Source organism: Streptomyces sp. NPDC051636, from assembly GCF_044453765.1.
GTDB lineage: Bacteria > Actinomycetota > Actinomycetes > Streptomycetales > Streptomycetaceae > Streptomyces.
Map to the genome: position 1 here is coordinate 70,013 of NZ_JBITDA010000021.1, position 19,225 is coordinate 89,237.

At 67.6% G+C, this 19,225-nt stretch carries 27 protein-coding genes; 14 read left to right on the forward strand and 13 right to left on the reverse strand.

Annotated elements, in window-relative coordinates; all coding sequences use genetic code 11:
• The first annotated feature begins 2 nt into the window (after positions 1–2).
• The 4 genes from ACIBBH_RS30100 to ACIBBH_RS30115 are packed head-to-tail and all read left to right on the forward strand — an operon-like array spanning position 3 to position 4,663.
• Positions 3–2,894: a fibronectin type III domain-containing protein gene (locus ACIBBH_RS30100; protein ID WP_399409969.1), complete on the forward strand. Its 2,892-nt coding sequence runs from the start codon at positions 3–5 to the stop codon at positions 2,892–2,894.
• Between the two features lie 14 nt (positions 2,895–2,908).
• On the forward strand, positions 2,909–3,394 hold the full coding sequence (locus ACIBBH_RS30105) for a hypothetical protein (protein ID WP_399409971.1): 486 nt from the start codon (positions 2,909–2,911) through the stop codon (positions 3,392–3,394).
• Positions 3,387–4,445, forward strand: a complete 1,059-nt coding sequence (locus tag ACIBBH_RS30110; protein WP_399409973.1) for a hypothetical protein — start codon at positions 3,387–3,389, stop codon at positions 4,443–4,445. The genes ACIBBH_RS30105 and ACIBBH_RS30110 overlap by 8 nt, the downstream gene beginning before the upstream one ends.
• A gap of 17 nt (positions 4,446–4,462) precedes the next feature.
• On the forward strand, positions 4,463–4,663 hold the full coding sequence (locus ACIBBH_RS30115; RefSeq protein WP_399409975.1) for a hypothetical protein: 201 nt from the start codon (positions 4,463–4,465) through the stop codon (positions 4,661–4,663).
• 3 nt (positions 4,664–4,666) lie between these two features.
• On the opposite strand, the gene ACIBBH_RS30120 is transcribed toward ACIBBH_RS30115, so the two are convergent.
• From ACIBBH_RS30120 to ACIBBH_RS30160, 9 genes are all read right to left on the reverse strand, one after another.
• Positions 4,667–4,990: a hypothetical protein gene (locus ACIBBH_RS30120; RefSeq protein ID WP_399409977.1), complete on the reverse strand. Its 324-nt coding sequence runs from the start codon at positions 4,988–4,990 to the stop codon at positions 4,667–4,669.
• A complete protein-coding gene (locus ACIBBH_RS30125) occupies positions 4,990–5,856 on the reverse strand; it encodes a hypothetical protein (protein ID WP_399409979.1) in 867 nt (288 codons plus the stop codon). Before ACIBBH_RS30125 ends, ACIBBH_RS30120 begins: the two co-directional genes overlap by 1 nt.
• Complete coding sequence (locus ACIBBH_RS30130; protein ID WP_399409981.1) at positions 5,853–6,038, reverse strand: hypothetical protein; 186 nt, start codon at positions 6,036–6,038, stop codon at positions 5,853–5,855. The genes ACIBBH_RS30125 and ACIBBH_RS30130 overlap by 4 nt, the downstream gene beginning before the upstream one ends.
• Positions 6,035–6,310 (reverse strand): hypothetical protein, encoded by a 276-nt coding sequence (locus ACIBBH_RS30135; RefSeq protein ID WP_399409983.1) that lies wholly within the window; start codon positions 6,308–6,310, stop codon positions 6,035–6,037. The genes ACIBBH_RS30130 and ACIBBH_RS30135 overlap by 4 nt, the downstream gene beginning before the upstream one ends.
• Positions 6,307–7,290, reverse strand: a complete 984-nt coding sequence (locus ACIBBH_RS30140) for a glycosyltransferase family 4 protein (protein ID WP_399409985.1) — start codon at positions 7,288–7,290, stop codon at positions 6,307–6,309. The genes ACIBBH_RS30135 and ACIBBH_RS30140 overlap by 4 nt, the downstream gene beginning before the upstream one ends.
• Before the next feature lie 39 nt (positions 7,291–7,329).
• The gene (locus ACIBBH_RS30145; protein WP_399409987.1) at positions 7,330–8,412 is read right to left on the reverse strand and encodes an NAD-dependent epimerase/dehydratase family protein; all 1,083 of its coding nucleotides are present in this window, start codon (positions 8,410–8,412) and stop codon (positions 7,330–7,332) included.
• Positions 8,409–8,729, reverse strand: coding sequence for a hypothetical protein (locus ACIBBH_RS30150; RefSeq protein ID WP_399409989.1), 321 nt, complete (start codon positions 8,727–8,729; stop codon positions 8,409–8,411). The genes ACIBBH_RS30145 and ACIBBH_RS30150 overlap by 4 nt, the downstream gene beginning before the upstream one ends.
• Positions 8,730–8,821: 92 nt before the next feature.
• The gene (locus tag ACIBBH_RS30155) at positions 8,822–9,040 is read right to left on the reverse strand and encodes a hypothetical protein (protein ID WP_399409991.1); all 219 of its coding nucleotides are present in this window, start codon (positions 9,038–9,040) and stop codon (positions 8,822–8,824) included.
• Between the two features lie 100 nt (positions 9,041–9,140).
• A complete protein-coding gene (locus ACIBBH_RS30160) occupies positions 9,141–9,530 on the reverse strand; it encodes a hypothetical protein (protein WP_399409993.1) in 390 nt (129 codons plus the stop codon).
• 209 nt (positions 9,531–9,739) lie between these two features.
• On the opposite strand from ACIBBH_RS30160, the gene ACIBBH_RS30165 reads away from it, so the two are divergent.
• The 6 genes from ACIBBH_RS30165 (at position 9,740) to ACIBBH_RS30190 (ending at position 14,979) form a co-directional block, all read left to right on the forward strand.
• Complete coding sequence (locus ACIBBH_RS30165) at positions 9,740–10,645, forward strand: endolysin (RefSeq protein ID WP_399409995.1); 906 nt, start codon at positions 9,740–9,742, stop codon at positions 10,643–10,645.
• On the forward strand, positions 10,642–10,842 hold the full coding sequence (locus ACIBBH_RS30170) for a hypothetical protein (protein ID WP_399409997.1): 201 nt from the start codon (positions 10,642–10,644) through the stop codon (positions 10,840–10,842). Before ACIBBH_RS30165 ends, ACIBBH_RS30170 begins: the two co-directional genes overlap by 4 nt.
• Complete coding sequence (locus ACIBBH_RS30175) at positions 10,839–11,207, forward strand: hypothetical protein (protein WP_399409999.1); 369 nt, start codon at positions 10,839–10,841, stop codon at positions 11,205–11,207. Before ACIBBH_RS30170 ends, ACIBBH_RS30175 begins: the two co-directional genes overlap by 4 nt.
• 12 nt (positions 11,208–11,219) lie before the next feature.
• Entirely contained in the window at positions 11,220–11,516 is a 297-nt protein-coding gene (locus tag ACIBBH_RS30180) for a hypothetical protein (protein ID WP_399410001.1), read from the forward strand.
• Positions 11,517–12,172: 656 nt separating this feature from the next.
• Complete coding sequence (locus tag ACIBBH_RS30185; RefSeq protein ID WP_399410003.1) at positions 12,173–14,764, forward strand: hypothetical protein; 2,592 nt, start codon at positions 12,173–12,175, stop codon at positions 14,762–14,764.
• An 8-nt stretch (positions 14,765–14,772) separates the two neighbouring features.
• Positions 14,773–14,979: a hypothetical protein gene (locus ACIBBH_RS30190; RefSeq protein ID WP_399410005.1), complete on the forward strand. Its 207-nt coding sequence runs from the start codon at positions 14,773–14,775 to the stop codon at positions 14,977–14,979.
• Positions 14,980–15,193: 214 nt separating this feature from the next.
• Here ACIBBH_RS30190 and ACIBBH_RS30195 read toward each other — a convergent pair whose 3' ends face one another.
• The 4 genes from ACIBBH_RS30195 to ACIBBH_RS30210 form a co-directional block, all read right to left on the reverse strand.
• Positions 15,194–15,688: a CopG family transcriptional regulator gene (locus tag ACIBBH_RS30195; protein WP_399410007.1), complete on the reverse strand. Its 495-nt coding sequence runs from the start codon at positions 15,686–15,688 to the stop codon at positions 15,194–15,196.
• Between the two features lie 34 nt (positions 15,689–15,722).
• Positions 15,723–16,250 (reverse strand): hypothetical protein, encoded by a 528-nt coding sequence (locus ACIBBH_RS30200; protein ID WP_399410009.1) that lies wholly within the window; start codon positions 16,248–16,250, stop codon positions 15,723–15,725.
• A 271-nt stretch (positions 16,251–16,521) separates the two neighbouring features.
• Complete coding sequence (locus ACIBBH_RS30205) at positions 16,522–16,716, reverse strand: hypothetical protein (protein ID WP_399410011.1); 195 nt, start codon at positions 16,714–16,716, stop codon at positions 16,522–16,524.
• A gap of 51 nt (positions 16,717–16,767) precedes the next feature.
• Positions 16,768–17,526, reverse strand: a complete 759-nt coding sequence (locus ACIBBH_RS30210) for a GntR family transcriptional regulator (protein ID WP_399410012.1) — start codon at positions 17,524–17,526, stop codon at positions 16,768–16,770.
• Positions 17,527–17,628: 102 nt separating this feature from the next.
• Here ACIBBH_RS30210 and ACIBBH_RS30215 point away from each other — a divergent pair, with 102 nt between their 5' ends.
• The 4 genes from ACIBBH_RS30215 to ACIBBH_RS30230 all read left to right on the forward strand — a co-directional run bounded on the left by ACIBBH_RS30215 (position 17,629) and on the right by ACIBBH_RS30230 (position 19,211).
• A complete protein-coding gene (locus ACIBBH_RS30215; protein ID WP_399410014.1) occupies positions 17,629–17,859 on the forward strand; it encodes a hypothetical protein in 231 nt (76 codons plus the stop codon).
• Positions 17,860–17,862: 3 nt separating this feature from the next.
• Positions 17,863–18,057 carry a hypothetical protein gene (locus ACIBBH_RS30220; protein ID WP_399410016.1) on the forward strand — a complete coding sequence of 65 codons (195 nt, stop codon included), beginning with the start codon at positions 17,863–17,865 and terminating at the stop codon, positions 18,055–18,057.
• Positions 18,058–18,378: 321 nt separating this feature from the next.
• A complete protein-coding gene (locus ACIBBH_RS30225; RefSeq protein WP_399410018.1) occupies positions 18,379–18,618 on the forward strand; it encodes a DUF397 domain-containing protein in 240 nt (79 codons plus the stop codon).
• Between the two features lie 68 nt (positions 18,619–18,686).
• Positions 18,687–19,211 carry a hypothetical protein gene (locus ACIBBH_RS30230; protein WP_399410020.1) on the forward strand — a complete coding sequence of 175 codons (525 nt, stop codon included), beginning with the start codon at positions 18,687–18,689 and terminating at the stop codon, positions 19,209–19,211.
• Positions 19,212–19,225 lie beyond the last annotated feature (14 nt).

Genomic DNA, 19,225 nt, shown 5'->3' on the forward strand with positions numbered 1-19,225 from the left:
GGGTGGCCGTTCAGGAAGTCCTCAAAGCCCTCGGCTCGTGGGAGGTCAAACTCCTGCCCGGGACCCCGCGCGACGTCCTCGATGCCCTCGACTACTTCGGGCACATCGCGATCATCCCCGGCCGCCTCGACCCACTCCAGTACGGCGACAACCTGCTCACCACCGCCCGCTACGTCGGCGTCCTGCGCACCCGCACCATCGGCGACGACGGCCGCACCAACGCCCCCCAAGACGACCTCTCCGTGGGCGGGGTCGGCATGGCCATGTGGCTCGGCGACGAGGACAACAAAGGCGCCGTCTACGAGAACGCCGTGACGCCCGCGTCCGCGGCGTTCGCCGACACGATCAACATGCTGCTCCCGGCGTCCGGGGCGTACCCGGTCACCGTCGGCACGGTCTACCCGGTGGCCGGGCAGTACACCGGCCGGCATCAGTACGAGACGCCCCGGCAGGCGATCACCTACGTGTGCGACACCATGTCCACCTCTTCGGTGCCGGTGTCGTGGCGGGTCAACGGCAACGGGACCCTCGACGCTGGCCCAGACTCGAATCTCTTCGTCACGAACCCGACGTGTGTGATCACCACCAAGGGGTCGGGCGAGGATATGACGCTCCGGGCCCTGCCTGGGAGTATCGATGTCACCCGTGATGTGGAGGACTACAGCACGCGGGTTGTGCTCCTCGCGGAGGGCGAGGGGTCGAGTATCGCCACGGGTGCGGCGGACATTTCCCCGGCGACGCCGTACAAGGACATCCACGGCAACCCGCTGAAGCTGACGCGCCTGGTGTCGGAGTCGGACACGGCGACCGCGAACGCTGCCACCCGCGCACAGCTCGCCTTGGCCCAGTTCACATCGGCCCGCAACGCCCTCCAACTCTCGACAGCCGACTATGACGTCCACGGCTCCTTCCAGGTCGGCGACCGGGTGTGGGTGTACGACCCCGACTCCGGGCTGATCGACACGTCGACAGAGATCACCTTCCGTGGGACACGGATCAACCCCATCAAACTGCAGGTCACTGAAACCCAATGGGCGATCACCAAGGCATACACGGTCGCTTACCGCACCGTCGACGGCACCTGGATCGACCTCACCCAGTACGTCGAATGGGAAACCGATGGAACCAGCACGGTGACCGTCGGGGACTTCTCCCGGCAGCTCACCAGCACCGGCACCGAACCGGTCGGCTCCCGCCCCAACGCGGACACCAGCATCCCGGGCCAGCCCGTGCTGGTCACACCGTTCACCGGCGTCGCCTACCTCGACAACAGGGGCTTCACCCGCGCCCGCGTCATCCTGTCGTGGAACGCCCCCAACAACATCGACGGCTCCACAATCCTCGACGGCGACCACTACGAAATCCGCTGGGCCGTCGACACCGACATGATCTACCCAGCCAGCTGGGCAGCCGTGTCCCAAGTCCGCTGGCAAGACCTACAAATCTGGGCGCAGCCCTTCGCCGCGCCCAACGCCCAATGGCAAACCATGGTCGTCAACTGGGACACCACCACCGCTCAGATCCAGGACCTCTCCCCAGGCATCGGCTACGACGTACAGATCCGCGCGGTCGACAAGGCCGGCAATGTGGGCGCCTGGTCACCGACAACGACGTTCGTGGCGTCCGCCGATAACATCCCGCCCTCGACGCCGGCGCCGCCGTCGGTGGCCGGGTCGCGGATTGCCGTGCAGATCACGCACACCCTCGGCAAGAGCTCTGGCGGCACATTCAACCTGGAGTCGGACCTGGACCACCTCGAAGTCCACGTCTCCTACGAGCCGACGTTCACGCCGGACTCCACCACCCTGCTCGGCAAGGCGCTCGCGACAGCGGGCATGATCCAGGCGCAGATCCCTGTGGTGTACACGGTGCAGGTCGAGGAGACCAGCACGCGATACGTCAAGGTTGTCGCAGTCGACAAGACCGGCAACAAGTCCGGCCCGTCGGATGCGGCCACCGCGACCGCCCTCCTCATCGACGACGCCCACATCTCCGACCTCACCGTCTCCAAGGTGACGGCGGGAACGATCAACGCGGACTTCATCGTCGGTGCCCGCATCAAAACCGCTGACAGCGGACCGCGGGTTGAGCTCAACTCGGGCGGCATCGGCGCCTGGAACGCGGCCGGCACCCAGACTGTGGCCATCGCCGGCGCGGACGGATCCGTCAGTATCATCGGGACCCTCAAGTCCGGCACCAGCGGCAAGCGCATTGAGATTAACCCCACCTCAACTCTGCTGCCTGAGATCCGCTGGTACGCCAACACCGGCACCGACTACGGCTACATCAACGCGGGCAGTGCAGGCACCGACGTCAGCCTCGGCATGAATTCCTCGCCCTACGACGACGGCACTGGCACACAGGTCATCGCCCGTACGTATCTGAACACTGTGAACGCGGAAATTGCCGTCGTCCGAGCCGATACCCAGATACGGCGAGGCGGCTACTTGTGGGCCTCGGCAGACACTCTGTTCGCCGGATTCAACCGCGCCGACATCGACGGCGGCATGCTCTACGCAGATTCCGGGAAAGTCCGAGTCGGATGGAACCCTAGCGACACCACCAACGGCCAGTACTTTGATTTGGTCAGTGGCCGCACACGACATATCGGGCAATGGGCCAACTACACTTTCGCAGACAGCAACGAGGGCATCTTCACCGGCACCGTCAGCTGGAACTACGGCACATCCGGCACCGCAGGCATTGTGCTGTCGTATGGGCCAACCATGGCTTCCAGCATGGTCCCCATCTGCCAATTCCGATACCCGAGCACGGTTTTCCGTTCCGGCCAGGTGACGTCGAACACGGCGACCGGATTCACGTGGGAGTTGTCATCGCTAGGCCCCAGTGCCACGAACACGGGCGCCGTTGGCTTCTGGGTGTACCGCATATGAGAGGGGACAATGCCATGGCTCCACGCATCCGCATTGTGGAATCAGTAGACGAACAACGGCACGGAGCCACGGACTGCTGGCACGTGGTCACTCGGGCCGCCGACGGCCACGGCCTCACCCACGTGTTCCCCAAAGCGACTCTGGAGTGGCGAGCTGCCGAGTACGGCATCGACCCAACCGATGTGGATACGCTCCTTGACGTCGTGCTGCACGAGCCGTTCCTCGACGACGAGGAGGCCGCCGCCAACCTGTTCACGGCACCGAGTACCGTCGATGCCCGCATCGGGCACCTGGACCGGATCAGCGCATGCAAGCGGGAGCGTGAGCGCATCATCCTGGACGGCAAAAACGGGGCACTGGACGTGATCCGGTCCCGGCCCGGTATCACTGCCGAGGGTCTCCGCGTGAAGCGTGAGTTGGTCGACGTCTACCGCTGGAACCGCCGGTACGGGGGACTGCCCGTGTCTGCTCTGTCGATCCTGGAGGTCCCCCATGCCTGACCCGTCCACTACTCGGCTCTCGCTCTACAAGTCGAAGAGCGACGGCTCCGAGCTGGTCAACTACACCCAGGACATCGGCCAAAACCTCGACAAGATCGACGCGGCGGTCGGCTTCCAGGCGTGCACCTCATCGACTCGGCCGTCCACGCCATACTCCGGCAAACCGATCTTCGAAACGAATACGGCTTACCGAACGTACTTCTCTAACGGGACGTCGCCCGCATCCGCGTCATGGGTTGAAATCCCCAACAGCAGCGGCACCTACGGCGGAAATCTCGCCCTCTCCAGCACCAGCACCCTATCCATCGGCGCCGCCACCCTCAGCCGATCCTCCGGCGGATCCATCTCCTCAAACACCGGTTATCAGCGCTCCGGTAGCGCATCCACCGACGTCGCCTACAGCGCACTCGTAGCTGGCGATTCCTTCGACCGTGTACGCGTCTACACCGACGGCAAATGGGAGGCCGGGCCCGGCAACGCCGCCCGTGACACCAATTTGTACCGCTCCGCCGCCAACACACTAACCACCGACGACAACCTCAACGTCGCCCTCAACCTCGCCGTCACCGGCAACCTCACCGTCTCCGGCATCGGCCAGACCCTCTTCGCCCGCAAGACCGCCGACACCACCCGCACCAGCACCACCACCATGAGCGACGACCCCCATCTCACCGTCAACGTCGCCGCCAGCGCCACCTACACCGTCTACGCCTACCTCGTCTACCAGGCGGGCACCACTGGCGACATCAACGTTGCCTTCACCCAACCCACCGGTGCCGCAGGTTCGTGGCAGGGCACCGGCCTCGGCCGTGGCGTCACCGCCTCCATCGGCACCGACGGCTTCACCGTCCGCATGAACACCAACGACATCGGCACCACCCAGCCCCGCTCCTACGGCGGCGACACCACCAACCAGGCCATCCAAATCATGGGCATCGTGCGCACCTCATCGAGCGGCGCGTTCACTGTGCAGTGGTCGCAGGCTGCCTCCGACGCCACGGGCACCATCCTGCGTACCGACTCGTGGATGCAGCTCGTTCGAGTCGCCTAACCATCAGAGGAGAACTCGTGGAACTCACCTATCCGTGGACGCAGATCACCGGCCAGTTCCCGGTCGAATCCAGCGTCGAGGTCAAGCTGTCCATCACCCATAACGGGGACGCCGTTGAGGACGCTGCCGTCGTGGACGCGGTGAAGGATGCGATCACGGCGGCGGGAGCGATCTCGGTGAGTGCGACCACCTACTCGGTCACGTCGACGCCGGTCTGAGGGCTACGGCAGCGCGTCGGGGTCGACGCAGGACAGCGGCTGCGGTGCCTGGCCCGCCGGGGGCTGGGCCCGCAGTTGCTCGTTCTCCTGCCGCAGTTGGTCGAGCTGATGCACCAAGAGCGCGATCCGCTGCTCTGCGCCGGTGGCCTGTTGCTCTGCTTCGGAAGCACGCTCCTCGGCGGCCTTCATCTCCTGCTCCAGAGTGGAGACGGTCTGCTCCAGTTCGGCGCTGCGGGCGCGCAGGAGAAGCGTCTCGTCCTGGAGCTCGCTGCATCGCTGCCGGAAGAACGGCAGCGCCACCTCCGGGCTGATCTGCTGTCCGGCCATCAGGCCACCGCCTTGTCTGCGATCCCCCGGTACCGGTCCAGGAGATCCGTGTTGTTGAGGAACGGGTGCTGTGGGAAGAAGCTCCAGTGCGACACGATCGCGTCGCCGCGGAGGATGTTCGGGGCGCCGGTGGCGAGCGGCCGGTGGATTGTGTGCCAGGACTCTTCCTCGTCGGGGACGAGGACGCCGGGCTCGGGCAGGGCCGCGTAGTCCTCGCCGCGGGAGGCGAAGCAGCTCACGGAGAACTGGGTGCCGGGCTGGAGGGGGAAGTCCTGGTACAGGTACAGCTCTGGGACCGTGCCTGCGTCGATGTGGTCGAGGAGCATCTCGTGCAGGCGCACGGCGAAAGGCCCGTTGGCCCAGCCGGTCGGGTCCATGCAGTACGGCTTGACCTCGCCCCACTCCATGGGGATCTTCCCGCAGACCTGGAGGAAGTGGGAGCAGATCGCGTTGTTGATGATGATCGGGAAGACCGCGGTCGGTGCGGGCATCTGGATGCGCGCGCGGACGAGGTTCTCCACGGCTGCCTCGTGGATGTACACCACGTCGTCGTCGAACCGCAGGTAGACGGTGTCCGGGTCGGTCATCTCGCGGTAGGCGAGCCCGGTGTACCTCTGCTTTGGCAGGTGGCCGAGGTGGACGCCTTCGGGCCGGTGCTTGAGCTGGACCCACGTCGGGTGCTCGGCGGCGAGCTGGTGGGCGTAGGCGATGTCGTCTTCCTGGCCCTGGGGGTCGGTGTTCATGTAGAGCCAGACCTCGTCGATGAGGCCGTCCTCGAAGTCCCGCCGTAGGTACTGGAAGAGGATGCTGTAGGTGCGGCGCCGACCGTATGGGGTCCAGGCGACCACTCGTTTGCCGTCGATCATTTGGTGGCCTCCTGCCATCGGATGGATTCGGGTTGCTTCTCGGCCGCGTGGAGAGCGACGAGCGCGGCGAGGAAGTGCGCGGCGGCTTCGACGGCCAGGGCTTGCCGCTGCTCGCTGTGTCCGAATTCGAGGCAGCGGCCGAGGAGGTGCTCGCCTTCGCGGTAGTGCTCAGGGCCGGTCACGGGAGCCGCCTCATCCAGGGGAACATGGGGCCTCGCTGTGCCGCCTCCCGGGACCCCGCCTCAAGGGCGTTCTCGTCGATCACGATCAACTTGTCTTCTGGACAGGCGGCGCTCGGTCGGACGGTGATGATGTGGGCGGCGCCCGCCTGGTCGACAGCGGCGCGCACCTGGTGCTCGCGGTGCGGCTCGCACAGGATGGTCCGCTTCGATTCCTCGCGGGCGAGGTGCATGAGCTGGATTGCGTCGAGCATTCGCTGTAGTTCGTCGCTCACGCTGTCACCTCCACGGGCACGCGCACGGCGGCCTCCCACTGGTGGTGCAACGCCTGCATAATCGACCCGGACGCTTCCCCACGCGCGGTCATACCGATCCGCTGGCGCAAGCTCGGGTCGTCCGCGAGCTGCTTGAGGTACTTCCCCCACTCATGCTCATACCGGACCAGGAACCCGTTCTCACCATGCCGGATAACCCGCCGATACGCCTCCGTATCCGACGCGATCAACGGAATGCCGAGCACGCTGGCCTCCAGCCACTTCGTCGGGAACTTCGCAGCGTTGAACGGCGTCGACCGGTACGGCGCGCACCACACGTCGAACTCGCTCACCCGGAAGAGGTACTCCTCGATCCGCTCCACCCACCCCAGCGCCCCGATCTGCCGCCCCCGCAGACCGAGGCCCATCGCCTGCTCCGGACTGATCCCGACCAGCCGCACCATCACCCCACCCGGCCGCCCGTACTGGCTGATGCGGTTCAGCGCACGCACCGCCTCCGGCAACTCCGCCACGGTCGACGAGGTGCCGGCCCAGCCGACATAGAGCGGCCGGCCCTCCGCCTGGTAGTCCCGCGGGTGCCCGAGGTACTGGGCCGGGAGCCCGTTCGGGATCACCTCCACCCGCGGCGCGTAGTCCCGCAGCACCTTGGCGAGCGGCTCCGAGCAGCAGGTGGCGAGGTCCGCGATGCCCATGTTGTGGGCAAGCCGGCCGAGCATGTCCCGGTCCCACACTTGGCGGGCGTGCACGTTGGACGGGTCGATGTGGAAGTAGTCGTCGTCGAGGTCGAGAACGAGGCGCTTCCCTTCGTCCTTCAGCTTGAGCCACATCCGGGACGGGTCAACCTGGGCCACACGGCAGCCGACGATCGTGTCGTAGCTGGCCCAGTTGGGTGGGAGGCGGACGCCGTGACTGGCGGTGTGCCCGAGCCAGGACAGGGACATGGCGGGGAGCACGGCCCTGTAGAAGCCTGAACCTGCCATGTCGGCGGACCACCAGTGGACCTTCATCAGCTCACGCCCTCAGGCCCGGCCATTGGGGCTGCGCTTCACGGCACGGGCCACAGCCTCCGCGCTCAGGACGCTGTCACCCGGCCTGAGAGTGATCGACACGTTCCCAGGCACCACGCCACCGCCGCTGAAAGGGCCGTCCTGCTTCAGGTAGCCGGGCAGCCACTGCTCGGCGTAGTAGCGGACCGTGTGGTGGATGCCCTCGTCCAACGGCACGAAGTCCGCGGCGGTCATCCCGATCTGCGCGAGCGTGGACGTGTCCGACTTGACGACGGCGTTCGGGACTTCGCCCGGCCGCATCGGCAGGTGCTTGACGCCGACCGGGTCGCGGCCGGTGATGCGGGCGGCCTCCGCGGCGACGAGGCGGGCGATGTCGTTGACGGTGACCGAGTCCATCGGCCCCACCTCCACCGGCTCTTTCGTAGGCCCGCCGGTGGAGGCGTTGTGCTCGAGCGCGGCGACGAACGCGCGGGCGACGTCTTCGACGTACACGCAGTCGCTGATCTGGGTGCCGTCGCCGTACACCTCGATGTCCGTACCGACGAGCGCACGGCACGCGAAAGCGGGCGCGATCTTGCGGACCTTGCTCGTGCCGTAGGGGGCGGCCACGCTCTGGCCGGGGCCGTAGGCGTTGACGGGGCGGACGATCGTGATGCGGCCGCCGTCGCGGTAGAGGTTGTACATGCGGGCGAGGTCTTCGGCTGCGCTCTTGGTGATCGTGTAGCAGCCGGTGCCGATCAGCCGGAAGGCGTGGTTGCCGACGCCCGCGTACACGGTGGGCAGGTTGTACTGGGTGGCGGCCTCGAAGACGTTCAGCGAGCCGAGGATGTTCGTCTCCGCGGACGGGCGGGGGTTGCTGATGGTCTCCTGGGTGCCGAGGACTGCGGCGAGGTGGATGATTCCGTCGACGTGGGCGGCGGCTTCGGTGACGGCGACGTGGTCGCGGATGTCGCCGAGGAAGAACTCCTCACCGGGCGCCAGCTGCTGGCGGCGGTCCTGGTGGTCGAGGACGAGGACGCTGTGGCCGCGCGCGAGGAGTTCGCGGCGGATCCAGCCGCCGATGAATCCGGCGCCGCCGGTGACGAGGGTTTTCATGCCTGCTCCTTGCTGGTGGTGTCGCCGTCGAGGGCGCGGATGGTCGGGCACGGGTACGGCACGGAGTCTGCGCGGGTGCAGTGGGCGCAGCTGCCGCACTCCTCGCGGTGCAGCGCGCGGACGCGGGCGATGGCTGTATCCGCGCCGCTCGGCTCGTCGATGGCGAGGGCTTCGCGGGCGCGGCGGATCTGGTAGCGAAGAGACTCGATCGTCGCCTGCGCTTCTTCCAGCAAAGTGGCCTGAGGCGGGGCTTCGGGCCGGGTTCCGTCGTCGGGCATCCAGCCGGGGCAGCCGTCGTGCGCGTCGTGGGCGAACACAGACGCCGGGCATGCGCGTGGGCATTGGGTGGGCTGGCCCCAGCCGTCGGTGTGGACTTCGCCGCCGCATTCCGGGCGCGGGCATGGGCCGGTCATCGGCTGCTCCCTGCGGGCTCGGCGAGGGCTTCGTCCCACGAGTAGCCGCAGCGGAGACACTCGCGGTGGAGGCGTTCGTTCTTGTCCATGCCGATGACGTCGCGGCTCTCATGGAGACAGCGGCCGACAGCCATGTAGCGGGTGCTGGCCCCCTTGTACTGGCACTTGCGGCAGACGGTCTCATCACCGCTGTAAGGCGGCAGGGCCTCGCTCATCGGCTGCTCCAGGCGGCGGGCGCGGGCTCGATGCGCACTTCGACGGGTGGGGCGAGGGCGACGAACGCGAACAGCGCGGCGAGCGCGGCGCACAGGTAGCTCATGACTCGCTCACCACTCGGTCCACGGCTTTGCTTCGGTGGAGCGGGGTAGTGGCCAGATCGCCAGCAGCCTCCTGCTCGGACAGCAGGTAGTACGTCTTGCCGCCGTCAGTAGAGAACGCCTCGGGGTTCCGCACGGATTGCCAGAGCGGCGAGGTGGTAAGGCCCTCAGCATGCCGGTCAATCCACTCACCCGGGTCGTCGGTGAGGTCGGACAGCGGCTGGTAGCGAAGCAGGCGCTCGATGTATTGGGTGGCGAAGTAGGCGCTGGCGCCGGAGTGGCCCATGTCGGCGAAGGCCTGGATGACTCGGCACAGGCCGTCGATGACGTCCTGGTCCTCGCGGATGAGCGTCAGTTCGCGTCGAGCGTGGTCAACGAGGTTGCTCATGCGGTTGCTCCTGTGCGGGTTTGCGCGGGTGGGGTGCGGGTGCCTGGCGCGGCGAGAGCGCGACCCGCACGGACACGCTCCCGCCGCCATCCCCTGAGCCAGGGATGCCGGAACTCTAGCCTACGAATCATAGGTAGACATGGGCATTCAAGCTACGATTCGAAGGAACCGTTAGACGGCACGCGACACCACCTGAAGGGCTGTGACCCATGGCAGACCTCTGGATGCCGGGCGCAACCCGGCTCGACATAGGCGACCACGCCCCCACCGACGGCGGCCCCGCCAAGGCCGTCGCGCACATCACGTGGGATCGCAACGCCACCGCGGCCAAGCCCACCGACCTCGTCTCCTACGAGGACCTCCGCAGCTACTTCTCCGGCAGCGGCAAGGGCGTCGCCCCGCACATCCTGTGGGATGTCTTCACCGGCAGGTTCACGCAGTTCGTCCCCGCCAACTCCCGCTCCAAGAGCCTCGTCGACCAGGCTGGCGGCACCCGCACCAACCGCGCGGGCAGCGTCGTGATCCAAGTCGAGGCGCTCTTCTTCCCGTACTGCCGGGTCGGACAGACCGTGTATCCCCGCCTCGTCGACACCCCGTGCAAAGGCTGGGAGCAGCTGCAGGATTGGGTGCACTCCTGGGGCGTACCGAACACCTGGCCCATGGGCCGCCCGGTCGACTTCACCTCTCACCGCGCCGAAGCCATATGGGAGAAGGACGCCGGATGGTACGGCCACCAGCAGGTCCCTGAGAACACGCACCAAGACCCAGGCAGTTGGCCCGAGTTCGTCGACGTCACCCCGACCGAACCGCCCGCGAAACCCAAGGTCAGCCTCGCGCACGTCGTGTATGCGGCCCGCCACGACCCGGCCGCCGCGCAGGGCCACACCAGCCACAAGAACGAGGTGCTCGTCGTCGAACGTGCCCTGAAGGCCGAGGGCCTCCTCGCCTCGCAGTGGGTCGACGGCTCCTTCGGGACGAAGACCATCGACGCATACGCCCGCTGGCAGCGCTCCCCGGCCGGCGGAGGCTACGTCGGCTCCGACGCCGACGGCATCCCGGGCGCCGCATCCCTGCGACGGCTGGCCGCCCGCCACGGGTTCACGGTGACGGCGTGAGCAGCAAGAAGACGCCCCACCGGCTGACCATCGTGCACTTCACGCTGGCAGCAGTCTGGGCGCTTCTGACCATCCCGACCGTCGTGTGGTGGCGCGAGTCGATCCTGTGGGTCGCCTTCATGTCCATCTACGCGATCGTCATCGCCCACCTCTCAGCAGCGGGTGCAGCCCGCGCCGAACAGGAAGCAGAAAAATGAGAATCTTCGGACGCGAACCGGTCGCGGTTCTGAACACGCTGTCCGCCATCCTCGGTCTCATCGTCAGCCTCGGCGTCACCCCGCTGACTCCGGCGATGGCGGGCGGCATCGTCGCCTTCGTCACCGCGGTCCTCGGTGCGGCAGCCGCGGCGATGACGAGGCCCGTTGCTCCGCAGGCGTTCACCACCGTCGTGGCCGCCGGCGCGGTCCTCGTCGGGACGTTCGGCTTCGAGGTGTCGCAGCCGGTCGTCGGCGCGATCAACGGTGCTGTCCTCGCCGTGCTCACCCTGCTCACCCGTGTGCAGGTCTCGCCCGTCCCGCCCACCGCGCCCGCCTCGCAGCCCGCGACGCCGACCGCACTCTGATCGGAGCCGTGCATGCCGGATGAGCCGACGCTGGGTGAAGTCGTTAGACGCTTCGACGAGAGGTTCGCCGACGTCCGCGATGACATCCAGCAGCTCGGCCGCCGCATGGACGAGAAAGTGGACCAGCGGATCTACGACCTGCGACATGAGGCACTGACAGCGCGAGTGGGGACGTTGGAAACGCTGCGGGAGAAGGACACCGAGAAGCTGATCGCGACCCGCCGCTGGCTGATCGGCGCTGTGATCGTGCCACTCGTCGGGATCCTCCTCCCCGTCATCATCTTGCTGACACGGGGGTCTGGATCGTGAGCCGGGTACAGATCCGCGCGGAGGAGCGGCGGGGACGCCGCGGCGATGTGCTGGTCGTGACGGCGGCGCTGATGTTCGGGGCGGCACTGGCGTGGATCCTCCTCAGCGTGCAGGCCTTGAGTAGTGATCTACGTGAGGCCAACTTGGCACGGGATGCTCTGGCTCGCCAGGTGCAGCAGTTGGGGGAGGAACCGGTCGCTGGGCCCCCCGGGTCCCGCGGCGAGCCAGGCAGGAGCGTCACCGGCCCCAAGGGCGAACCAGGACCGAGAGGACCGAGAGGGCCGAGAGGGCCGACAGGCCCGTCCGGCAGGAACGGAAAGAACGGCGCCGACGGCACCGACGGCACCGGCAGCCCGGGTGCAACGGGCGAACCTGGCGCAGCCGGAGCAACCGGACCATCAGGACCGGCCGGCCCACAGGGGCCGCAAGGCGAAGCCGGTCCGGCAGGACCACAGGGCGAGCGGGGCCCGCAGGGGGAGCGCGGCCCGGCCGGTCCGACCTGCCCGGACGGCTACTCGCTGCAGGCCCCGTCTTATGACCCGGATGCGCTGGTCTGCCGTAAGGACGGCGCACCGCAGCCTGGCGATTCAGAGAGCCCGTCCCCGCAAGCGCTGGCGCTGGACCCACAGCGCAGGCAGTACGTATAGGAGACCCCGATGCCGTTCCCTGTTGGCGTGCAGACCGTGACGGTGACCGCCGGGGCCTCCGGCTACCACATGCTGGACGGCACCCCCTACGCGGGCACCTTCCGCTTCACCCCGTCCGTCAGCCGGGTTGCCTCCGCCGTACATGGCGTGATCGCGCTGGGCACCGTCAACGTCACACTGGGGGCGTCCGGTCAGTTCACTGAGGACCCTGATCTCCTTGCCACTGACGCTGAGGGGTTCGAGCCGTCTGGGTGGACGTACCGGGTCGATGAGGAGTTCACGAACGCGCCCGGTCGCGCCTACAACATCAGCCTGCCCGCCTCGTCCGGCACCGTCTCTCTGCCGTCGCTCATCGACGTTGAAGCATCGGACGGCAGCCCTGTCTCTATGCCCGCTGTCCTTTCGGTCAACGGCCGGACCGGTGTGGTCACCGGCCTCCTCGAAACCGCCAGCAACCTGTCCGACTTGGCTTCCGCAGGTGCAGCCCGCAGCAACCTCGGCCTCGGTGGCGCCGCGACTTTGAACGTCGGCACGACCGCAGGCACGGTCGCCGCGGGGAATGACTCCCGACTGTCCGACGCCCGTACTCCTACCGCGCACGCCGCCACGCACGGCTCTGGTGGGAGCGATCCGGTCACGGTCGTTCAGTCCCAAGTCACCGGGCTCACCGCGGCACTCGGCGGGAAAGCCGACTTGGCTGGCGCCACGTTCACCGGTGGCGTCACTGTCAGCGGCGCCGACCTGAGCATCTTCGGCACCGGCAAGGGATACCGGCTCCGCCGCGGCGGATCCAGCCTTGACCTTGAAGCCACCGGTTCCGATCTGCTCATCTCGAACTGGTCCGGCAGCAGCTTCGACGGGACGCAGCGCAGCTACCTACGGCTCTCCGCCGACGCCCAGAACATGCAGATCGCGGGCAAGGTGGAGGTCGTCGACTCCCTGTACGGCGCGGTGAAGCACACCATCGACCCCATCACTGGCGTCGCCTCTTTCCGCACGCTTGTGGTGGATCACTTCGGGGCGCCTGCGGGTTATCCGCTGGGCCGGTCGGGCGCGGTGGAGAGCCTGAGCGTCCCCAGCTCGTATGCGGGCGGCGACGATGACGGTACGGGCACGGATTCCACGGGCCGTATCAACCTGTACTCGTACCAGCGGGCGAACGTGGGCTCGTTCGGGGAGAACATCCGCAACTTCGTGATGAGAAGCGACGCGAAGACCATGCAGGCGTTCTACCTGCCGGTGCAGACATCGGATTCGACCGGCGGCTACAACCCGGCCACCCGTGATCCCAAGACGTCCGGCGTCACCTGGAAACCCGTCGTGTGGCAGGGCGCCCACTACGAGGCGAACTCCCACACCTCGATCCACGGGCACTGGGAGCTGGAGATCGCCGACTCCACCGGCGCCCTGCAAGGCCGTTTGGAAATCCCCTTCATCGACCAGTCCAAGGGCGGCGGCTACGGCGCCACCAGCGGCCAGCTGGACGGGGCGCGGATCGGGATCGACTACACCAACATCCGCACCAACCTCGCAGACCTCAGCGTGCGGGCGCAGACCATCACCTCGGGTGACTACACCGGCAACGGGAACACCGCGCTCCGGATCGGCGGCGGCAACACTGTCCCCAAGCAGCTGCTTCTGTCGATCTCCTCGGACATGCAGGCGTCCGGTCGCCGCTGGGCTGTCGAGGCCAACACCGACACGGAGTCCGGCTCCAACGCGGGCACGAACTTCCGCCTGGTCCGCTACGACGACACCGGCGTAGCACTGGGGACGCCGCTGTTCATTCAGCGGTCGGACGGTCAGATCACCAACGGGGCCGCTGCGGCCAAGGGATCGCGGTTCGCCACTGTGTGGGCCACGTCCGGTATCCACGGCTTCTCGGCGCAGCCGTCCGCCACGATCGGCTCAGCCGCGGCGTTCGATGCGCAGATGTCCGCCGCGACCGAGCGGGCCGTGCAGGCCACGGTCACCGGCGACGCCAACCGCCGCCTGGTCATCTACGCCGACGGCAAGCACGAGTGGGGCGACGGCACCGCCACACGCGACGCCAACTTGTACCGGGTCGCGGCCGGGCGGCTGAAGACCGACACCGCGCTGACCGTCGGCACGCAACTGTCCGTGGGTACGGTCCCGAACGGCAGCGATGTCGTCACCGTTTCTCTGGCCACCGACAATGCGGGCATCAACCTGACCAACACCCTGGCCGGCGGCAACACCTCCAGCCCGCTGTACCGGGGTGAGACCGCCACGTCGAGCAGTCTGCTCCTCACCTCGCGTGTCACGGGAGACACCGTCACCCGCCTCGCCGTCACCGCGGGCGGCGTTTTCAGTTGGGGTCCGGGAGGCTCGACGGCCCGCGACGTGAACCTGTACCGCATGTCGGCCGCTGTGGTCGGCACCGACAACAGCTTCCAGGTCGGCGCCAACCTCAGGATCAACACCACCAGCGTCGGCGGCGGCACGGGCGTCATCGGCCTCGCCAACGCGGGCACCGCCCCCACGGTCAACCCGACCGGCGGCGGCGTCCTCTATGCCAGCGGCGGGGCCCTGTTCTGGCGGGGCTCCTCCGGCACTGTCACCCAGCTCGCCCCCGCTTAGGAGCCACCATGCACAGCCACCACACCGACGAAGGCGCCCAGTCCGCCGGACCTGCGACGGCGCAACCCGTCGACCTCGAAGCGGCCCGCGCCGCTCTTGCAGCGGACGAGGACCGACGGATACGGGAGTGCGCCGCCGAGATCGAGGAGGTCCTCGCCCGCTACAACATGCGGCTCGACGTCACTCCGGCTCAGATCACGCTCATGCCCCGGTGACGGGGTCAGGCCGCGGTCGTCACCTTGGTGCGGTCGGCCTCGACCCATTCGTCCCGTAGCCGCTCGTAGATGGCCCATTCCTGGTCGGTGAACGGCCGCCCCCACGCGGCGCGGGCGAGGGCTCGGAGTCCTCGCTCACGACCGCAGCAGACCGTACAGTGAGGGCCCCGTCCGCAGCACGCGGGCGGGGCCTTCTGCCATCTCGTTCCTGGAGTCAGAGAGCGGAGACGATCAGGCGGCGCAGCATCTCCGCCCGCTTCACACCCTCCCGCTCAGCACGCTCATCCACACGGGCCAGCGTGTCGAGGTCCAGACGTACTTCGACCTTCGGCCCCACCGGCGGCCGGCCGCCGAGGCTGGGGACCGACTCATCCGGGGTGTCGGGGAAGTACTTCTCGAGGGCTTCCTCGGCTTCTTCGGTGTCGCGTCCGGCATCTGCGGCCTTGATGAGCCACTCCCGGGCCTGCTCGTCGGTGAGGAAACGGTAGCTGTCGGAGCCGTTGAACTCGTTGGTCGCGTCGACGTTCTCGATCCACCGTCCGCCCTTGGTGAGGTAGAGGACGGCCTGGTCGATCTGGAGTCCGGAGCAGACGCCGATCCAGTTGTTGCCGTCCCAGCGACGGCCTTCGCTGATGGCGGCCTGGCTGGCGCTGGGGTCGAACCAGCTGAGCTTGCCGGTGGCGGTGTCGGTGAAGCTGATGCGGGCCATGGTGGGCTCCTGACGGTAGGGGTGGTGAGGGTAATCAGAGGGCGGCGATGGCGAAGCGGACGCCGGTGACGACGGCCTGCCACAGTTCTTCTCGCGAGGCGACGCGGGACTCGCCGTAGCCGTAATAGCAGTGGAGCTTGCCGTCGGCGGCGTCGAACCAAACCTTGTCGATGCTGCCGAGGAGCTTGTACGCCTGGCTGTTGGAGATGCCGTCGCCCTGGTAGGAGGCGGAGGAGATGTTGCCGGTGTTGTAGTGGCTGGTCTCGATGCCGGCGAACTCGGCCCAGTTGTTGAGGTAGACCCGGTCCTTGTCGCCGCGCTGCCAGCGGTTGCCGCCGATGGCGACCATGGTCTCGGTGCTGAAGACGACCGGCTTGGCGGCGGACTTGCGGGTCTTGAGCTGACCGATGGTGATGCGGTGGGCGAGAGAGGCAGTGTCGATGATCCAGCGGCCGGCCTGCTTGACGGCGGCTACGGCTCCGAGGCGGCACCAGGTACGGATGGTGGCAACGGTAACGCTGGCCTGGGTGGCGGCGGTCGTGGTGGTGATGGTGGCGGTCATCTCGACTCCCCTCCCCATGCGGACCATTTCCGCATGCGTTAACTGTAGAGGAGAGTAAACGCATGCGTCAACCCGGATGGCTGTGAACTAGGCACGCAAAAGGCCCCGGCTCGAAAGCCGGGGCCACCCCCGCCCGCGCGGGGAACACGATCAACCGCAATCAGAATTCGCACAATATCGCGGCTCACCTCCGCAACAGCGGGGAACACAGGGGACACTATCAACGCTGCGGGCCGGCCGCCCGAGAACCCGCCAACCCAGCCCCAAAGCGCTATACCACCGCTGTGACGTCCTCGCGTTCTACCCGCCGCAGCTCGGTGAGGAGCCGTTCGTACTCCGCCCGCTGCTCACGCGACAACGGCACCGTCGGGTGCGCGCCCGGACCGATCCAGAACGCGCGGATCTGCTCGTTAATCTCCTCTGCAGCAGACCGCACACGGCCAGAGGCCGGGAGGTTGGGGGACATACCCCAAGCCTATCGGCTACAACCCCGCCAAACTCACGCCGAGCACGGCACTCACAACCGCGCAGGCGGCTGCCCATACACAGCGACCCACCGGTCACCGCGCAGCGCGATGTCCGCGGTCTCCACCGGCCGACCGGTGGTCTGGTCGTAGTACGTCCGCTCGATACTGAGCACCGGCCCGGGCGGAGTCATACCGAGCATCTGCGCCTCCTGCCGGGTAGCCATGCGGGCACGAACCCGCTCAACCGGGTCACCGACCTCCACCCCGAGGACCCGCATCCGCGCAGCCACACCCACCCCGGCGTACGGCCCAACCTCCGGCAGCGCCACCAGCGACTGACCGGTCAACGCCAGTGGCTCCCACGACTCAGCCACCTGCACCGGCAGATCGTCGGCGAGGTAAACGTACGAGGTGTGCATGACTGGGGCGCCCGGGTCTACACCGAGCCGGACCGCAACGCTCTCGCTGGCCTGCTCGGTCGTACTCTCGTGCCGCCAAGTGCCGACCGCGCCCTGTTCGGCCGCGCCCTGCGCGAACGGAGAGTCTTCGCTGCGCCGCCGGTGCCGACGGACGAGGAGCTCAGGTGTTTCCGGGCTGCGAACGTAGTGCCCGGCACCGTGACGGGACACCACCAGGCCGTCGTCGACGAGGAGTTTGTACGCGCCGGACGCCACCGAGTTGCTACCGCCGTACTGCCGGATGATCTCCGAGATCGACGGAAGGCGGGTACCGGGCGGGAGCTCACCGGACTCGATACGGGCACGCAACTCCTCCGCCACCCGCAGGTACAGGGGCGTCTCGGTACTCACTGTCCGCCTCCTCTTGATGTGACTTGCGTGACACAGTACTGCCGATCCCGCTACTCTCGTACGAGAGTCATTCTCTCGCGCAAGAGTGAGTGGGGGACAGTCGTGCCATTACAGCGAGCAGCCCAGTTACGTGACGCGCTGGAAAGCGCCCTCGGCGAACCGGTACACCTGCTCGCCACAGACCGGGGCTACCGCATCATCATCCCCGCCCCGGACAGCACAGACCACAAGACCTGGGCCGACCTACTCACCGCGCTCCGCACCGCAGACCGCTGGGGCAGCACCGACACGGCCGACGTCCCCGAGGTGTGGGCAGAAGTCGAGGAGAAGTAGCGCATGGCCAGAAGCACTCAGGAACAGCCAGTCAACCTGCTCGACCCGACGCGCCCCCCGAACCCGGCACCCGGCTGCGACGTGTGCCAGGCGCTCGATCGCCAACGCGCCGCCCACGAGCAGCGGCACGAGTACGGCCGAGCCACGGACTGCGAGGAAGAGATCCGCCGCCATCCCAAGCACAAGGCGCAGCCGTGAACAGCGACCAGAGCCAGCACCCGACCCCGGTCGATCCCGAGGACGCTAAGCGCCAGTACCTCAGGCACGCCGCATCCTGCTCCGGCTGCGCGGCAATGAAACGGCGATGCCCCATAGCCAACGGCCTATGGAGGACGTACCTCGCCGCTCAGGCAGCACATGCCTGAGCTGGCCCAGACGCCCACGCCTGCTTCACCGCACCCCTTTCACACAGGCCCCCGCCCCGGGGATCGGGACCCTGGACAGGTCGAACCCCGGGGCGGGTCAACAACGGTCCGGAGACCGCATCTCCGACAGTAGATCACCTCACTGGAGGCAGTGATGCAGAACCTGTACCAGCTGTCGGCAGCAACCGACGCCCCGGCAACGACGTGGTGCGGCGGCAACCTCGGCGGCGACAACGAGACATGCGTGACCACCACCCCACTCGCGGGCGCCGTGGACGCGTTCGCCGTGGGTGACTCCAAGGCCGAAGGTCGCGGCACCGAGCTCCGCATGACCGGCGCAGAGCTCGACTCGTTCGCCATCGAGTGGGCCCGCAGCCGGGGCCTGGCCCTCTAGTCTGACCGCCCGCCACACGCACACGGGCCGTCCCGCCACCGCGGGGCGGCCCGTCCTGGAGGAGTCTCATGACCACCACCTCACCTGAGCAGCCGATGCTCACCAGCCAGACATGGGCCGGCCACTGGCACGGCTTCGGCCCCTGGATCGGCGCCCCCGACGTATACGCCGCAGAAGGCAACCGGCGCCCGGTCCACGCCCTGCAACCCGGGCCCGGAGCGAACTTCGACACCGCCCGCCACCACCAGGCCGGAGCGGAGTTCGCCAGCAGCAACTTGCCCCCGCTGATGACCGGGCACTGGCTGATGAAGAAGAACCAGACCACTCGCGTCAGCACCTGGACAGACGCGGCCGAAGCTGTCGACTGGCTCAAGGAGCACTACACCGCCAATCAGCCTTTCGAGCGGTCCGACGGGTTGCAGGCGTATGTCGAGCTGGACGCCAAGCTTGCCTACGCCCTCGACGTGCTCCCCCGCGGCGTGGACGTCTCATGGGTCCACCACACACAGTCTCGGAGCCTGTTCTCCGCCTCGATCGTGTGCTGCCCGAACCTCTTCCACCCGACCATCCCCTGCCCGCTGCCGCCCTCATGAACAGTGAGGAGACA

What these genes read in the sequence shown, in the direction of transcription:
- ACIBBH_RS30105 (WP_399409971.1), top strand. Translation starts at nt 2,909, where the DNA reads ATGGCTCCACGCATCCGCATTGTGGAATCAGTAGACGAACAACGGCAC.
- ACIBBH_RS30110 (WP_399409973.1), top strand. Translation starts at nt 3,387, where the DNA reads ATGCCTGACCCGTCCACTACTCGGCTCTCGCTCTACAAGTCGAAGAGC.
- ACIBBH_RS30120 (WP_399409977.1), bottom strand. Translation starts at nt 4,990, where the DNA reads ATGGCCGGACAGCAGATCAGCCCGGAGGTGGCGCTGCCGTTCTTCCGG.
- ACIBBH_RS30125 (WP_399409979.1), bottom strand. Translation starts at nt 5,856, where the DNA reads ATGATCGACGGCAAACGAGTGGTCGCCTGGACCCCATACGGTCGGCGC.
- ACIBBH_RS30140 (WP_399409985.1), bottom strand. Translation starts at nt 7,290, where the DNA reads ATGGCAGGTTCAGGCTTCTACAGGGCCGTGCTCCCCGCCATGTCCCTG.
- ACIBBH_RS30145 (WP_399409987.1), bottom strand. Translation starts at nt 8,412, where the DNA reads ATGAAAACCCTCGTCACCGGCGGCGCCGGATTCATCGGCGGCTGGATC.
- ACIBBH_RS30155 (WP_399409991.1), bottom strand. Translation starts at nt 9,040, where the DNA reads ATGAGCGAGGCCCTGCCGCCTTACAGCGGTGATGAGACCGTCTGCCGC.
- ACIBBH_RS30160 (WP_399409993.1), bottom strand. Translation starts at nt 9,530, where the DNA reads ATGAGCAACCTCGTTGACCACGCTCGACGCGAACTGACGCTCATCCGC.
- ACIBBH_RS30165 (WP_399409995.1), top strand. Translation starts at nt 9,740, where the DNA reads ATGGCAGACCTCTGGATGCCGGGCGCAACCCGGCTCGACATAGGCGAC.
- ACIBBH_RS30175 (WP_399409999.1), top strand. Translation starts at nt 10,839, where the DNA reads ATGAGAATCTTCGGACGCGAACCGGTCGCGGTTCTGAACACGCTGTCC.
- ACIBBH_RS30180 (WP_399410001.1), top strand. Translation starts at nt 11,220, where the DNA reads ATGCCGGATGAGCCGACGCTGGGTGAAGTCGTTAGACGCTTCGACGAG.
- ACIBBH_RS30185 (WP_399410003.1), top strand. Translation starts at nt 12,173, where the DNA reads ATGCCGTTCCCTGTTGGCGTGCAGACCGTGACGGTGACCGCCGGGGCC.
- ACIBBH_RS30190 (WP_399410005.1), top strand. Translation starts at nt 14,773, where the DNA reads ATGCACAGCCACCACACCGACGAAGGCGCCCAGTCCGCCGGACCTGCG.
- ACIBBH_RS30195 (WP_399410007.1), bottom strand. Translation starts at nt 15,688, where the DNA reads ATGGCCCGCATCAGCTTCACCGACACCGCCACCGGCAAGCTCAGCTGG.
- ACIBBH_RS30200 (WP_399410009.1), bottom strand. Translation starts at nt 16,250, where the DNA reads ATGACCGCCACCATCACCACCACGACCGCCGCCACCCAGGCCAGCGTT.
- ACIBBH_RS30205 (WP_399410011.1), bottom strand. Translation starts at nt 16,716, where the DNA reads ATGTCCCCCAACCTCCCGGCCTCTGGCCGTGTGCGGTCTGCTGCAGAG.
- ACIBBH_RS30220 (WP_399410016.1), top strand. Translation starts at nt 17,863, where the DNA reads ATGGCCAGAAGCACTCAGGAACAGCCAGTCAACCTGCTCGACCCGACG.
- ACIBBH_RS30225 (WP_399410018.1), top strand. Translation starts at nt 18,379, where the DNA reads ATGCAGAACCTGTACCAGCTGTCGGCAGCAACCGACGCCCCGGCAACG.
- ACIBBH_RS30230 (WP_399410020.1), top strand. Translation starts at nt 18,687, where the DNA reads ATGACCACCACCTCACCTGAGCAGCCGATGCTCACCAGCCAGACATGG.